The sequence below is a fragment of the Halanaerobium saccharolyticum genome (genome assembly GCF_003053565.1).
Taxonomy (GTDB): domain Bacteria; phylum Bacillota; class Halanaerobiia; order Halanaerobiales; family Halanaerobiaceae; genus Halanaerobium; species Halanaerobium saccharolyticum_B.
This window is the reverse complement of record NZ_QAXS01000010.1, coordinates 43594-59230: the sequence shown is the minus strand read 5'-3', so window position 1 is coordinate 59230 and position 15637 is coordinate 43594. Positions and strand designations below refer to the sequence as shown.

18 protein-coding genes are annotated in these 15637 nt (G+C 38.5%); all 18 read left to right on the top strand.

Features of this window, described 5'->3' with window-relative positions; translation table 11 throughout:
* The first annotated feature begins 193 nt into the window (after positions 1-193).
* The 18 genes from C8C76_RS05930 (at position 194) to wecB (ending at position 15504) form a co-directional block, all read left to right on the top strand.
* Entirely contained in the window at positions 194-1417 is a 1224-nt protein-coding gene (locus tag C8C76_RS05930; protein ID WP_108139590.1) for a fucose isomerase, read from the top strand.
* A gap of 29 nt (positions 1418-1446) precedes the next feature.
* On the top strand, positions 1447-2196 hold the full coding sequence (locus C8C76_RS05925) for an ABC transporter ATP-binding protein (protein WP_108139588.1): 750 nt from the start codon (positions 1447-1449) through the stop codon (positions 2194-2196).
* Entirely contained in the window at positions 2196-3134 is a 939-nt protein-coding gene (locus C8C76_RS05920; RefSeq protein ID WP_108139586.1) for a SufD family Fe-S cluster assembly protein, read from the top strand. The genes C8C76_RS05925 and C8C76_RS05920 overlap by 1 nt, the downstream gene beginning before the upstream one ends.
* 150 nt (positions 3135-3284) lie before the next feature.
* Complete coding sequence (locus C8C76_RS05915; RefSeq protein ID WP_108139584.1) at positions 3285-4235, top strand: ABC transporter substrate-binding protein; 951 nt, start codon at positions 3285-3287, stop codon at positions 4233-4235.
* Positions 4216-4968, top strand: coding sequence for an ABC transporter permease (locus C8C76_RS05910; protein WP_108139582.1), 753 nt, complete (start codon positions 4216-4218; stop codon positions 4966-4968). The genes C8C76_RS05915 and C8C76_RS05910 overlap by 20 nt, the downstream gene beginning before the upstream one ends.
* A complete protein-coding gene (locus tag C8C76_RS05905) occupies positions 4961-5731 on the top strand; it encodes an ABC transporter ATP-binding protein (protein WP_108139580.1) in 771 nt (256 codons plus the stop codon). Before C8C76_RS05910 ends, C8C76_RS05905 begins: the two co-directional genes overlap by 8 nt.
* A gap of 57 nt (positions 5732-5788) precedes the next feature.
* A complete protein-coding gene (locus C8C76_RS05900; protein ID WP_108139578.1) occupies positions 5789-6538 on the top strand; it encodes a patatin-like phospholipase family protein in 750 nt (249 codons plus the stop codon).
* A gap of 30 nt (positions 6539-6568) precedes the next feature.
* On the top strand, positions 6569-7771 hold the full coding sequence (locus tag C8C76_RS05895; protein WP_108139574.1) for an SAM-dependent methyltransferase: 1203 nt from the start codon (positions 6569-6571) through the stop codon (positions 7769-7771).
* Positions 7772-7831: 60 nt separating this feature from the next.
* Positions 7832-9229, top strand: a complete 1398-nt coding sequence (gene lpdA / locus C8C76_RS05890; protein ID WP_108139572.1) for a dihydrolipoyl dehydrogenase — start codon at positions 7832-7834, stop codon at positions 9227-9229.
* A 180-nt stretch (positions 9230-9409) separates the two neighbouring features.
* A complete protein-coding gene (locus tag C8C76_RS05885) occupies positions 9410-9790 on the top strand; it encodes an encapsulin-associated ferritin-like protein (RefSeq protein ID WP_108139570.1) in 381 nt (126 codons plus the stop codon).
* Positions 9791-10591, top strand: coding sequence for a family 1 encapsulin nanocompartment shell protein (locus C8C76_RS05880; protein WP_108139568.1), 801 nt, complete (start codon positions 9791-9793; stop codon positions 10589-10591).
* Between the two features lie 417 nt (positions 10592-11008).
* Entirely contained in the window at positions 11009-11257 is a 249-nt protein-coding gene (locus C8C76_RS05875) for a hypothetical protein (RefSeq protein WP_108139566.1), read from the top strand.
* Entirely contained in the window at positions 11244-11615 is a 372-nt protein-coding gene (locus C8C76_RS05870; RefSeq protein ID WP_108139626.1) for a PIN domain-containing protein, read from the top strand. The genes C8C76_RS05875 and C8C76_RS05870 overlap by 14 nt, the downstream gene beginning before the upstream one ends.
* A 14-nt stretch (positions 11616-11629) precedes the next feature.
* Positions 11630-12901: a putative DNA modification/repair radical SAM protein gene (locus tag C8C76_RS05865; RefSeq protein ID WP_108139564.1), complete on the top strand. Its 1272-nt coding sequence runs from the start codon at positions 11630-11632 to the stop codon at positions 12899-12901.
* 41 nt (positions 12902-12942) lie between these two features.
* Positions 12943-13149: a hypothetical protein gene (locus tag C8C76_RS15335; protein WP_258222429.1), complete on the top strand. Its 207-nt coding sequence runs from the start codon at positions 12943-12945 to the stop codon at positions 13147-13149.
* Positions 13076-13735, top strand: a complete 660-nt coding sequence (locus C8C76_RS05860) for a TIGR03915 family putative DNA repair protein (RefSeq protein WP_258222428.1) — start codon at positions 13076-13078, stop codon at positions 13733-13735. The genes C8C76_RS15335 and C8C76_RS05860 overlap by 74 nt, the downstream gene beginning before the upstream one ends.
* Positions 13736-13867: 132 nt before the next feature.
* Positions 13868-14347: a DUF6530 family protein gene (locus C8C76_RS05855; RefSeq protein WP_108139562.1), complete on the top strand. Its 480-nt coding sequence runs from the start codon at positions 13868-13870 to the stop codon at positions 14345-14347.
* A gap of 11 nt (positions 14348-14358) precedes the next feature.
* Complete coding sequence (gene wecB / locus C8C76_RS05850; protein ID WP_108139624.1) at positions 14359-15504, top strand: non-hydrolyzing UDP-N-acetylglucosamine 2-epimerase; 1146 nt, start codon at positions 14359-14361, stop codon at positions 15502-15504.
* Positions 15505-15637: the final 133 nt, after the last annotated feature.

Below are 15637 nucleotides of genomic sequence, written 5' to 3'. Positions count from 1 at the left end.
GGATTAGACAATCAAAAAAGGATTGAGGCCGTCTTTAAGGGCGGTCTTTTTCTTGTTGATAATTGATAAAAAAATCACAGCCAGTAGAAATTTTCACTTTTGTTTGCTTAAAGCATATAGATTAAATATAATAGATGTAGAGTAAACTTAGAACTTAAATTAAAAAACATTTATCTAAGCTGGAGGTAATAAAATGAAAATAGCACTGGTTTCTATTCTGTCTGAGATTCATGATGAAGATAGAATAGATGAGACTTTAGAGGATAAGTATAAGGTATTAAATGATAACTTTGAACTGGAAGAAATAAGGGTTGATGAGATTCCCTTCACTGATTTTGGTGAATATGATTTAACAATCAATTTTATTAAATCAGGGGGCTCAGAAAGTATTTTTGCAGAAAATGTTGAGTATCTGCCCCAGCCGGCCTACCTATTAGCGACTGAGCTGCATAATTCGCTTCCGGCAGCTTTAGAAATATTGAGCTTTTTGAATGCTGAAGGTCTGGATGGTAAAATTCTGCACGGAGAAATGGAAGATTTGGTTGGAGAAATTGAAGAACTTGCTGCCTATAAGCAGGTAAGGGACCGAATTGCTGAGGCAAGACTTGGAGTTATTGGCAAGCCTTCAGACTGGCTGATCGGAAGTCAGGTTGATTATCAGCATGCTGCTCACCACTGGGGGACTGAATTTGTGGATGTCGAACTTGAGGAAGTTTATCAGGCTCTGGAGCAGGTCGATTCTGCTAAGGCTAAAAGGATAGCAGCTGATTTCTTAGAAAATGCTGCAGAAATTGTGGAGAGCAATGAAGCTGACCTGGTTGAGGCTGCAAAAATTTATCTGGCTTTAAAAGAAGTAATTTATGCTAATGACTTAGATGCACTGACAATTCGCTGTTTTGATATTGTAATGGAATTAAATACCACCGGCTGCCTGGCCCTGGCCCTTTTAAATAATGAAGGACTGGTTGCTGGCTGTGAGGGTGATGTTCCGGCTGCTTTCACCATGTTTTTAGCCCATCAGTTAACCGGTCAGATGCCCTTTATGGCTAACCCGGCGGCAATAGATAAAAAGAATGATGAGATTCTTTTTGCCCACTGCACTGTAGCTACAGATATCAGCAAGGATTATATTATCCGCTCTCACTTTGAAACTGGTATTGGAGTTGGAATTCAGGGTATTTTAGAAGAGGGGCCGGTTACAGTATTTAAGATTGGTGGAGCCGGACTGGAGCAGTATTTTGTGGCAGAAGGAGAAATTATTGAAAATATGGATTCTCCCAACGCCTGCAGGACTCAGCTTAAAATATCGCTGCCGCAGAGTTCGGACTATTTCTTAAATGATGCGATTGGTAATCATCATTTGATTATACCCGGTTATCATGCAGATAAAATTAATGAATTTTTAGGAATGGAATAAAAAGCAAATAAATTCACAGGAGGAATATGATGTCGAAATTATTAGAAGTTAAAGACCTGCATTTAAAAATTGAAGATGCAGAAATTTTAAGAGGGATGGAATTTTCCCTGGAAAAAGGAGAAGTATTTGCCTTAATTGGACCAAATGGCTGTGGGAAATCAACACTGGCCTACACTCTGATGGGGATTAATAATTACCACCCGCAAAAAGGAGAAATTCTTTATAAGGGTGAAAAAATTAATGACCTGAAAATTAATCAGAGAGCAAAAAAAGGAATCACCCTAGCCTGGCAGGAACCTGCCCGCTATCAGGGAGTAACTGTGAGAGAGTTTTTAGCATTAGGTTTAAGAAGCAAAGGTGAAGAAGTAACAGAAGAAAAGCTGCGGGATGCCTTAAATAAGGTGGCAATCAGTCCTTATCAGTATTTAAACCGCTTTGTCGATAAAAGTTTGAGTGGAGGAGAAAGAAAACGGATTGAGCTGGCTTCCTTAATTTTAATGCATCCGGAGCTGATAATTTTAGATGAACCGGATTCTGGAGTTGATATAGTTGCTTTAAATAATATTGCAGATATGATTAAGTATTTTAAGGATTCAGGCAGCGGCCTGCTTTTAATAACTCATTCTGAGGAGATGCTGCAGTATGCAGATAAGGCTGCCTTAGTCTGTGAAGGAGAAATCATTCGTCAGGGTGACCCAGCAGATATCAGCGAATATTTTAAATCATTCTGTTTCCCCTGTGCCAAAGAAGAAGACTGTGAGACGGAGGTGGCCAGCTGATGAATGACTACGAAATGATGGTCGATGCCTACAAAGATGCAGGTGGGGATGATATTTTTTCTGACAGTGAAGTAGCACATGTTGTTTTAGAACAGGACAGAATTCTCGGTATGCATGCTGTTGAAGGACTGGAAGTTGAAGCTGATAAAGTCGAAGCTAATAAAGTACGGGTTAAGGTTACTGTCAGAGAAGGATATAAAATCAAAAACCCGGTGCATATGTGTTTTGGAGTTCTGCCTAAAGAAGGCAAGCAAATTATAGATATGAATGTTGATATCCAAAAAGATGCCCAGGTAGAAGTAAGAGCTGACTGTGTATTTCCCAACGCTGTTAAAGTTCAGCATATCATGGATGCGGTGATTAATATTGGTGAAGGCGGCAGCTACATTTATAAGGAGCACCATTTTCACGGAGATAATGGTGGGGTAGAAGTAATTGCTAAATCTGATATTAATGTTGAAGCCTACGGAAAACTGGTGACCAAATTTGATCTGCTTAAAGGTAGAGTTGGAAAAATTGATTTTGATTATGAAGCTGAGATAGCAGAGCATGGAACTGTTGAAATGCTGGCCCGGATCAGCGGTCAAAAAGATGACCTGATTAAAATACGGGAGGCAGCTCATTTAAATGGTGAGTCAGCCAGAGGAATTCTGGATTCTAAGATTGCTATAAAGGATCAGGCAGAAGCTGAAATTTACAATGAGCTGACAGCAGATGCGGCAGATGCGATGGGACATGTGGACTGTACTGAGATTATTAAGGATCAGGCAGTTGCGCGGGCAATTCCAATAGTAGATGTCCGCCATCCTGAGGCAAAGGTGACTCATGAGGCAGCAATTGGTAGTGTAGACAGCACCCAGCTGCAGACTCTGATGGCACACGGCTTAGATGAAGAAGAAGCTTCTGATGTAATTATTCAGGGCCTTTTAAACGATTAATGTACATGCACCGGGAACCACCCGATTTATGTCACAATTAGTCGAAAATAGGGTGTTTTAGACAAAAAAACATAAAAACCGACAGGTTCACGGTGCGTGCACATAAATGAGCACAAATAAACATAAACGAAAATACAGGAGGAATAATTTATGTTAAAGAAAAAGAGATTATTAACATTAATTTTATTAGTAAGTATTATGGCTTTAGCAGTATTACCTGCTGCTGCCAGGGAAATAAATATTCAGACACCTACTGTTCCAGCTGCACTTCCATTTTTATGGATGCAGGAAGAAGCTGAATTACCGGAGGCAGTTGACCTAAATATTAATCTGTCTTCTGATCATCAGCGCGGTATTTCACTGCTGGCCCAGAATGATATAGACTTTTTAGTTACTGGTTCTAATCTTGGTGCTAATGCCTATAATCGAGGAATTAATATAAAGATGCTTAATGTTAATACCTGGGCGATTGATTATCTGCTGACCGATGGTTTTAAAGCAGAAAGCTGGGAAGATTTAAAAGGAAAAGATCTGGCACTGCCGCTGCAGGGAGGTCCGCTGGATTTTCTGGCCCGCTATCTGGCCTCAGAAAATGGACTTGATCCAGAAACCGATCTCAACCTGGTTTATAGAGCCCTGCCTGGTGCTGCTCAGTTATTTATGGCTGGAGAGCTTGATGCTATTATTCTCCCTGAGCCGCTGGCAACTGTCAGCCTGGCTAATAGAGAAAGCGCAGAACTATCAATGGATATTCAAAAAGAGTGGGCTAAAATTCATGGTGATGAGAGAATTCCTTTTGTAGCACTTTTTGTAAATGGAAATTTTGCCGAAGAAAATCCCCAGTTTACAAATATAATTAATGGTTATTATAAACAGGGTGTGGAATGGGTAAATAACAATCCAGAAGCAGCAGCTCAGCTTGCTTCCAAAAATTTTGAGATGCCGGCACCTGTTTTGAAAAAGTCATATAGCAGAGTTAACTTAAATATTTATTCTGAAGCAGAAAGCCGTGAGTTGACAGAACTCTACTTTGGTGAGATTTTGGAGATGTATCCAGACTTATTAGGTGGAAGTCTGCCCGATGAAGAATTTTATTACTAAACCATTCTGGCTCTTATTAATAGTAATTTTTCTGATCTGGGAAAGGGGTGCGGCCGGCTTAAACAGCCTCATCCTGCCCTCGATTGGAGAAAGTTATCAGGCTTTAAAAGAAATTGCAGTTTCAGGAATTTTAGTTAAAAGCTTTATCATAACTTTAAGAAGAACACTTATTGCCTATGGGGCTGCGGTGCTGGCTGGAATAATTCTGGCACTTCTACTGCACCGCTTCTCTCTGCTGCAGCGGACATTTCGACCCCTGATTACAATTATTCAGGCTACCCCACCAGTTGTCTGGGTTTCACTGGCTGTTGTCTGGTTTGGTGTAGCTGATGATCTGACACCAATATTTTTGATTTTCACCGTTTCGCTGCCTGTGATTTTCGTTAATATCTTTCAGGGGCTGGAGGAGATGAATACCGATCTAATTGAGATGGCGAAGGCCTATTCAACCCCACGCTTAAGAATTTTAAAGGAGATATATTTACCTTCACTACTCCCGGCTCTGGTTTCTGCTTTAAGTGTAGCTTTTGCCTTTGCCTGGAAGTCATCAGTTTTTGCAGAGTTTATTGCTTCCTCGAGTGGGATCGGTTATCAGCTCAGTCGGGCTAATTCTATGATGGCAACAGACCGCCTTTTTGCCTGGACCATAGTTTTAGTACTGTTTATGCTTTTTGTGGAATACTATCTTTTAGAAAAATTAAAAGCTCATGTCAGCAGGTGGAAAAATGACTGATCAAGAAAAAATTTTAGAACTCAATAATATCAATAAATCATTTCAGGATTTAAAGGTACTGCAGAATTTGAATTTGGAAATCAACCAGGGAGAAATTTGCTGTCTTTTAGGACCTTCAGGCAGCGGTAAAACAACCCTCTTTCGTATTGCAGCCGGGCTCGAGGCAGCAGATTCGGGGCAGATAATTAAAAAGAACAGGCCTCGTTTTGCTTATGTTTTTCAAAGCCCACGACTTTTACCCTGGAAAACAGCTGCAGAAAATTTAATTTTTGTTCAAAAAAATTATGGTCTGGAAAAAGAAGAGAAACTCAGAAACTTACTTTTTAAATTATCCGGACTGGAAGATTTTAAGGATTCCTACCCGCATGAATTATCGGGAGGAATGCAGCAGCGGCTTGAATTGATCAGAGCCTTTGCAGTAAAGCCAGATTTAGTGTTTTTAGATGAGCCGTTTAAATCCTTAGATATGAAAACCAGGGTTAATTTAAGAAAACTGATCAGTTTAATTCAGCGAGAAAGTGGAATCTCAATTTTTTTGATCACCCATGATCCGGAAGAAGCCCTCCTGCTTGCTGACAGAATTTATATTCTAGCAGCCGAAAAAAAGGGGATCCTAAAAGAAATCAGGGTAGAAGAGCCGCGGGAAAATCGTAAACTAGCTGATCCTGAGCTTTATCAGCAGCTGGAAAATATAATGAATATTTTTACCAGTTTAGTCTCTGATTTAGATTATGCAGTTGAAGATATTAGGAAGCTCTTTTAGCCAGTAATTTTTTAAAAATTTAATTTTATTAGATAAATATAAAGAGAGGATGATTTTATGGCACCAAAGATAGGAATTGCCTTATCCGGGGGAGGAGTTAAGGGTTTTGCTCATTTAGGAGTTCTGCAGGCCTTAAAAGAAAAGGGGATTGAGCCAGATCTGCTGGCAGGAGTCAGTGCCGGGGCTATTGTGGGTTCTTTTATTGCAGCCGGAAAAAGTCCAGCAGAGGTGATGGAATTAATTAATGAAAATGATTTCTTTGATTTCGCCAAGCTGAGTATTCCAGACCGAGGTATTTTTACCTTAGATAATATGACAGAAAACTTAGAAAAATCACTCGGAGCTAAGACTTTTGAAGAATTAAAAATTCCATTTTATGTTGGTGCAGCAAATATTGAAAAAGCGAGAATGGAATATTTCAGCAGTGGGGAGTTAGTGAAGATTATTCAGGCTTCTTCTTCAATCCCTGTGCTCTTTTCTCCAGTTGAAATTAACGGAGATCTCTATGTTGACGGCGGCTTATTTGAAAATCTTCCGGTTAACCCACTAATTAATAAATGTGATAAACTGATCGCTGTCAATGTAATGCCGGTAAATTTAGAAGAAAAAATGGAGAGTATTACAGATATTGCTGTCAGAACCTTTCAGCTGAAGAAAGTTGTTAATGCCATGGAACTGAGAGAAAAGGCAGATATTTATATTGAGCCGACAGGGATAGAAAAGTATAATATTTTAAATACTAAATACAGTCAGGAATTATATGATCTCGGTTATAATTACTGTAAAAACTTAGAGATTGATTTATAACTCAAAAACAGGCAAGAGGAGGTTATAAAGATGCTGACAAAGAAAATTCTGAATGCTGTTTTTAAAAGAGTTGACGGGCAAAAATTTGAAATTGAATACTGGGACGGAGAAACTCAAGTTTTTAATTCAGAACTTAAGTCTAAACCTGCATTTAAAATAATTTTCTCAGAAAAATTAAGTTTAAATGAAATTAGAAAAAGTCCACAGCTTAAACTTGCAGAAGCCTATATGGAAGAAAAAATCAATTTTGAAGGTGATATCAAAAATCTGATTGAAACAGCAGGTGACAATGTTTTCGAGCTGATGGAAGAAATTAAAAAATATAAAGTTGATCAGCCGCTCAACTTTCAAACTTCTGATTCGCTGGCAGAAGAGGAAGAAGGAGTTAGAAAACATTATGATCTCGGCAATGATTTCTTTAAACTCTGGCAGGATGAGACAATGACCTATTCCTGTGCTTATTTTAAAGATGAAAATGATGAGCTTAAAAAAGCACAGCTGCAGAAACTTGACCATGTTTTGAAGAAATTAAATTTAAAACCGGGCGAAAGACTGCTCGATATTGGCTGCGGTTGGGGTTCACTTGCCCTGCGTGCTGCTGAAAAATATGGAGTAGGTGTAATGGGGATTACTTTGAGTAAGGAACAGGAGATAGAAGCCAAAAAGAGAGCCGCTGAGGCAGGTCTGGCTGATAAGATAGAAATCAGAAGACAGGACTACCGCAGGCTGGCTGAGGAAGAACAAAAATTTGATAAAATAGTAAGTGTAGGAATGTTTGAACATGTGGGTAAAGATAATATCCCCCAATATTTTGAAGCTGTAGATAAGATGTTAAAAAACAGGGGGCTTTCACTGCTGCACAGTATTACTCACTTAAAAGAAAAGCCAACTCATCCCTGGCTGCAGAAATATATTTTCCCCTGGGGCTATATTCCGTCCCTGAGAGAAATAGTCTGGGAGCTGCCCGAAAAAAACTTTCATCTTGTCGATGTCGAGGATATTGGCTATCATTATTCACTGACTGCAGAAAGATGGCTTGATAATTACGAAGAGGTCAGTCAGGCAGTTAAAGAAAAGTTTGATGATCATTTTTATCGCATGTGGCAGACTTTTTTAATGGGGGCTGTATTTACTTTTAGGTTTGCCTCAACTTCAGTCCACCAGCTGCTTTTCTCAAAAGGTAAAAATACTGATCTCCCCCTGACGAGAGATTATATCTATCAAAATGATTGATAAATTAGAGCAATTAAAATAGACAATAATAATAATTTAAAAATAAAAGGAGCTGAAAAAATGGCAGACAAAAAATATAAAATTGCAATCATAGGAAGTGGGCCCGGAGGCTATACAGCCGCTTTAAGAGCCGGTCAGCTGGGTGCGGATACTGTTTTAATCGAGAAAGAAGCTCTGGGAGGGACCTGCTTGAACTGGGGCTGTATCCCAACCAAAGCTTTTGTTCGTTCGGCAGAGGTTTTTGCCGATATTCAGAATGCTGAAGATTTTGGAATTAAGGTAGAAAAGGCTGAGCTCGATTTCCCAGCAGTTGTAAAAAGAAAAGATAAAATAGTTAAGCGGCTGGTAAGAGGGATTGATCATCTGCTCGGCAAAAAAAACATAGATCGAATCGACGGCAGGGCATCATTTATTGATCAGAACAAAATAAAAATAGAAAAAGAAGCGGAAACTATAGAAATTGAAGCTGAGAATATTATTATAGCGACCGGGTCTGAAACTGCTGCTCTTCCAATTCCGGGTGCGGATCTGGACGGGATTTTAGACAGCCGCTCTGCCCTTGATCTGAATGAACTGCCGGAATCAATGGTTATTGTTGGTGGTGGAATAATTGGGATGGAATTTGCTTTTATCTTCCGCAATTTTGGGGTTGATGTAACAGTAGTTGAATACTTAGATCAGCTGGTAAGCGGAGTCGATTCTGAAATTGCTTCTGAACTAAACCGCTCTGCCCGCCGCCGCCGGATAAGTGTTAAAACTTCTGCTGAGGTCAAAGAAATCAGAAAGCAGGCTGATGCTTTTGAGGTAGTCTACCAGCAGAAAGGAAAAGAAAAAACCGCTGCAGCCGAAAAAGTTCTGATGGCAGTCGGCCGCCGACCATATACTGAGGGCCTTAATCTGGAAAATGTAGGGGTGAATCTTTCTGAAAAAAGAAGGGCAGTTCAGGTAAATGAAAAAATGGAGACAAATGTTCCGGGGATTTATGCGGTTGGTGATGTGACAGATAAAATTCTGCTGGCTCATGTAGCTTCTCATCAGGGAGTTATTGCGGTAGAAAATATAATGGGAATGGATAAAAAGATGGATTATCAGGCTGTACCTGGTGCTATTTTTACTTCACCTGAAATTGGAACAGTTGGTTTGAGTGAAGAAGAAGCGAAAGAAAAAGGCATAGATTATGAGGTCGGTAGTTTCCCCTTTGCAGCCAGCGGTAAAGTTATGGCCATGGGCGAAAGAGAAGGTAAAATTAAGCTGATTACTGAAAAAGAAAGTGATAAAATTATTGGAGCGGCTCTGATTGGAATTGAAGCCAGTGATTTGATTGCCGAACTGACTCTGGCGGTAAATCTTGGTCTAACTGCAGAAAACTTGAGGGAGACCATTCATGCTCATCCGACAACAGCAGAAGTTGTTCACGAAGCTGCTTTAGACCTTGGCGATGGGTCTCTCAATGCCTGATTAGAATTGGATTAAATCTGTGAAGCTCACTTTTTAAATACTATCAGGACAGGGTTTATCAACATTTTTCGACAAAGTTAAAATTTGACTTCAGCAGAAAATGAAGATATAATTAATTTGAAAATGAATATCAATTTTCCGTTTAAATTTAGGTATTAAAATTTAAGGGAGGTTAGATTTATGAGCGAATATCATGAACCAGAGGAAAAATTATCTGAAGAAGCGATTGATTATCATCGTGTTATCAAAAGTGTAATTGAGGAGTTAGAAGCCGTTGATTGGTATAATCAGCGTGCTGAAGCAACAAATGATCCCGATGTTCAGGCAATTGTAGAACATAACCGTGACGAAGAGATTGAACATGCCTGTATGGGTCTAGAATGGTTGCGCCGTAAAAATCCTGTCTGGGATGAAATGTTAAGAACTTTCCTTTTTCAAACAGCAAAAATAACTGAAATAGAAGAAGAGGGTGAAGGTGAAGAAGGTGGAGAAGGCGGCGGAGAAGAAGCGCCTGCTTCCAGCAAATCACTTGGTTTAGGCAGTATGAGAGGAGGAGAATAAATGGATATTTTAAAACGCTCTTTAGCACCATTTGCAGCAGAAGCCTGGAATTTCTTAGATGAAGAGGCAACTGACGTACTGAGCCAGAAATTAAAGGCTCGTAAGGAAGTTGATTTTCTGGGACCTAAAGGCTTAGAACTTTCTTCAATAAACACCGGCCGCTTTAGTCCGGTAGGAATTGAAGATGTGGAAGGTGTAACTTATTCCACCAGAGAGGTTCTACCTTTAGTAGAATTAAAAGTTCCATTTACAATGAAGCTCAGTGAGATAGAAGCGCTGGCTAGAGGAGCAGAAGATGTTGACACAGATGATTTAGTTGATGCTGCTTCTAAACTGGCTAAAGCTGAAAATAAAGCTGTATTCTATGGTCTTGATGAAGTAGGAATTGAAGGTATTGTTGAGGCTTCAGAATATGATGAAGTTAGTGTTTCCGGTGGCGAAAAAGAACTGATTTCTGGTCTCTTGAGAGCGCTAACCTTATTTGAAGAAAATAGTGTTGGTGGATCCAAGCGTTTACTCTTAGGACCTGAACTTTATTCTCTGCTTTATGAATTAGATGATAAAGGTTATCCACTAAAGCGTAAGGTTGAAGAAATGGTTGATAATGGTGCTGTCTTAGTACCTGATCTCGGCAACAGAGGTCTATTAATTTCCGAGCGCGGTGGAGACTTTGAATTAACAGTTGGTCAGGACATTTCTCTAGGATATGAAGATAGAAATGGTGATGAGGTAGAATTATTCTTCCTTGAAACCTTTACCTTTAGAGTTAATGGTCCAGAAGCAGCTGTTGTCTTAAAGTAAATCAAATCTAAATAATATAGAATCTAAACTACCGTCTGCTGAATAATTTTAGCGGGCGGTATTTTTTTTACTTCCTCGACAAACATTTGTTTGAAAAAATTGTGTAAGTATAGTATAATGTAATTAAAGATATCAATAGTAATACAATCTTCATTTAACGTATATTTTGTTATTTTTAATTACTGGGTTAAGATTATTAAACAGCAAAAAACTAATTCCCTATTATGGATTATTTAAAGCTATTTCGATGTAATCATTTATTTGAAACTGTCTAATTATGAGGGGCAGGAGTTTTCCTAACTCCTTTTAGTCAGACAGAGGAGAGCCATAAACCTCAAAATTTAATATAATTTATGATTTAATTACTTAAATGTAGTATACTAAAAATAGGAAAATTTAATAAAGGAGGGAGAAATAATGGAATATATTAGAAAAATAATAGATAGTGAAATTTTAGAGACAATCATTAATATTCCTGACGAATTAAAACATAAAAGAGTAGAAATTATTATTCTTCCGATCGAAAATGAGGTCGAGACAGATGAGAAATCACAAAAAGAAAAAAAATTATTTGGCATTTTTGAGGAATATGCCAATCCTTATTTAATTAAAAAAGAGGAGAATGCATGGAGAAATGCGGTGAGTGAAAAAAATGCTGATAATTGATGCAAATGTGATTTTAAGATATTTTATGAATGATTCTAAAGATATGTCAAAAAAAGCTGCTCAAATTATTGAATCTGAAAATATTTTGCTTTTATCTGAAGTGATAGCTGAAGTTGTTTATGTACTAGAAGGAGTATATAATCTTGATAAAAATAAAATATCAAATACCATATTGGAATTAATTGACTATGATAATATTAATATAAAAGAAGAAGAACTCATAATTAATTCTTTAAAAAAATATAAAGAGGTTAACTTGGATTTTGTAGATTGTATTTTATATTCTTATAATCAGATTAAAAAATTTGATGTCTTTTCTTTTGATAAGAAATTAAATCGTGAAATGAAAAGAGATTAAGAAAGGAAAAAAAGATGGATCTTCAGAAAAAACTTGAAATTTTAAGTGACGCAGCTAAATATGATGTTTCCTGTTCTTCAAGCGGCAGCAGTGGGCGTGGTGACAGCTCGAGTCTTGGCAATACTGCCGCAGGCGGAATCTGCCACAGCTGGACTGATGATGGCCGCTGTGTTTCCCTGCTCAAAATTTTATTTACTAACTACTGCATCTATGACTGTCAGTACTGTGTAAATAGGGCCAGCAATGATCGACCGCGTGCTTCTTTTACTCCGGAAGAGGTGGCCCAGCTGACTGTTGATTTTTATAAGCGCAACTATATTGAAGGTCTGTTTTTGAGTTCAGCGGTTAATAGAGATCCCGACTGGACCATGGAGCAGCTTCTAAAAACTGTGCAGCTTCTGCGCAACAAACATAATTATCAGGGATATATTCATCTTAAAGCAATTCCGGGCGCTGATTTTAAACTGATTTATCAGGCGGGACTGCTGGTGGATCGGATGAGTGTCAATATTGAGCTGCCCAGCGAAAGCAGCCTGGAAAAGCTGGCTCCCCAGAAGAAAAAAGCAGGAATTTTAGCTCCGATGAAGGGGATCGGAGAGGGAATAGAAAATAATATTATAGAGCGCAAGAAATATAAGCTGAAAGATAAATTTGTGCCGGCCGGTCAGTCAACTCAGCTGATTGTAGGGGCCAGCCCCGAATCAGACAGGCAGATTATTTCTTTATCAGAAGGCTTATATGACCATTTTAATTTAAAGCGGGTATATTATTCGGCCTATTTACCGGTTAATAATTCTTCACTTTTACCTGCTTTACCAGGACCACCACTAAAACGCGAGCACCGGCTCTATCAGGCAGACTGGTTATTGAGATTTTACGGTTTTAAGGCGGGAGAATTGTTAACTCCCGGCAGAGAAAATTTTGATTTAAAAATTGATCCCAAAGCTGACTGGGCCTTAAACAATCTGGATAAATTTCCGGTAGAAGTCAACACTGCTGATTATGAGATACTGCTTAGAGTTCCAGGGATTGGACTCCGCTCAGCTGCTAAAATTGTAAAGGCCAGAAAAGAAAAGACTTTAAGCCATTATAACTTAAAAAAGATGAGAATTGTTTTAAAGCGGGCAAATTTCTTTATCACCTGTGACGGCAAGTATGCAGCCGCAGTTCCTTTTGAGAGCGAGGTTATTTACAACCGGCTGGCTGAAAAGGAAAGTGAACAGCTGTCCTTATTCAGCGCCGATCAGAGCCAGGAAAAAGAATGGGATTTAGATTTAGTTAATTAAGTTATTTTTGAGGATATCAATCTAAAAAAGGTTTGATGAGAATGGATAGCAGTAATGATTCAAAAAAAGTATATATTTATGACGGCAGCTATCAGGGGTTAATGACATCTCTTTATACTGCTTTCAAAAATAGAGAGGCACCAGTTAAAATTTTGGCTGAATCAGAATTTCGTGATGATTTATTTTATCAAAAGAAAAAAATTATTACTGATCAGGAAAAATCAGATTTTTTTTGCCGGACAGATTAAAAAGCATATTTCAGCTCAGGCGCTGAACAATATTTTCTACTGTTATCTGTCGGAAGCAGAAAAAATGGAATTATATATCTTTCGTTATTTATTTACCGGTTTTAAGGTTGGTAAAAGTGTGGACGAACTTTTAACTAAAGATTTTATCCGCCAGGTTCACGATCTGGCCCACAGGGTGAGGCATGAGAGTCACCGCTTAAAGGGTTTGATCAGACTTAAGGAGGCTGTCGGAGGTAAATATTATGCAGCAGTTGAACCTGACTATAAAACTCTAATTTTGCTGGCACCGCATTTCAAAAGTAGGTTTTCAACTATGGACTGGATAATCCATGATCACAAACGAGAGGAAGCTGTAATTTATTCTGCTGAGGATAAGGAGTGGCTTTTAATTGATTTAGAAAAGGGATTTGAGCCGCAACTTTCAAGCAGAGAAGCAGAAGTTCAGGATCTCTGGCGGGCATTTTTCTCTGCAGTTAGTATTCAAAATCGAAAGAACAGAAAAGTTCAGCAGCAGTTTATGCCCAAAAAATACTGGAAGCACCTGATTGAAAGACCGGGCAGCAGCCAGAATTATAAATTAGAATAAAATTTTTTGCTGCAGTTTAAATGACTGCAGTTTTTATTTTTTTTAGAGTCTTGACAGAAAGCAAAAAGGGGATTATACTTAAGTAGTAATTTAGTAATTTACTAAACTAGTAAATAAAATGGAGGTCTGAAAATGAAAATACCAACAAGTTTAAAACACAAGCCGGTAATAGTCTGTGAGAATTACGAAAATATTGACGGCAGGAATGCTTATGATTCTGATGCTAAAGGACTTTCTTTAGGTTTAGCTCAGTGGAATGACCGCGGTAAAGTAGATATTTCCGCCAAAGTCTGGCGCCATACAGGAAATAAATGGTCCAGGCAGTCAGAGGAGTTACCCCTACATCGGGTGCTTGACCTTGCAATTTTAGTTGCCAGGACTTCCAAGCATTTTAGAGAAGCTTACCGCTACGAGAATTTATATGACCAGGAAAATCCACAGCTGGACAGAGTTGGTCTCCAGGGTGATGCAATGACAGTTGCAGTTGCAGAAGATAATGAAAATCTGGAAGAAGATATTAAACTTTTTGATCAGGCACTGCGAAATGACAGTGAACTGATTGGTGAGAGGTTATCGGTGCTGGCAAGAATTCTAAAAGATATGGGGTATTAAAGATGGTTAAGATGCAGAAAAAAATCATGGCTGTTTTTGGGACCAGACCGGAAGCAATTAAGATGGCGCCTCTCCTGAAGGCAGTTAAGAAAAATGAAAACTATAAATTAATAATTACAGTAACTGCTCAGCACAGAGAAATGCTGGATCAGGTGATGGAACTTTTTAAACTGGAAGCTGATTATGATCTGGATATCATGCAGGACAGGCAGACTTTAAGCGGCCTTTCTGCCAGAATAATTAACAAACTGGATGGCATTTTGAGTGAAGAAAAACCCGATCTTTTACTGGTCCATGGAGATACTTCCTCCACCTTTATTGGAGCCCTGACTGCTTTTTACAATCAGATAGATATTGCTCATGTGGAGGCAGGCTTAAGGACTCATAATAAATATTCACCCTTTCCAGAGGAGATGAACAGACAGCTGACAGGAGTGCTGGCTGACCTCAATTTTGCCCCTACCAGCAAAGCAAAAGCTAATTTGCTGCTGGAAAACACTGCAGAAGATAAAATTTTTGTGACCGGAAATACTGTTATTGATGCTCTGCTTTCTGTGGTAGATGAGGATTATCAGTTTGAAAATCAGCTGCTTAAAAAGATTAATTTTGCAGAGAAAAAAGTAATACTGCTGACAGCTCACCGCCGGGAGAATTTAGGCCAGCCGATGGAAAATATCTTTAGAGCGGTGAGAGACTTAACAGAGCAGATTTCAGATTTAGAAGTTATTTTTCCAGTCCATCTAAATCCGGTGATTCGAGAGCTGAGTAAAAAAATGCTGGCAGAGAATAATCAGATCCATTTAATTGAGCCGCTTGATTATTTACCCTTTGCCAATTTGATGGCCAGAGTTAACCTGGTGCTTACCGATTCCGGTGGGATTCAGGAAGAAGCGCCTTCACTCGGTAAACCGGTATTAGTCTTAAGAGATACAACCGAAAGACCGGAGGCTGTAGAAGCTGGAACAGTGCTTAAAGTTGGAACTGAGTATGATGATATTTATCAGCAGGCTTATAAATTACTAACTGACAGCAGGGAGTATAATAAACATGCGGCAGCTGTCAACCCCTATGGGGATGGTAAGGCTGTAGAAAGAATTATAAAAGCGATGAATTTTCATTTTGAATTTAGTCAACAAAGGCCGAATGATTTTAATTAATAATAAAATATGAGATTTTTTAGAGGGCTCTCAGTTAAAATTATTTTAACCGAGAGCTTTTTGTTGTCAGTAACAATAATTATTTTTAGTATTAGATAAATCAAAATCTTTCTAAAATCAAGCCAAAATATTT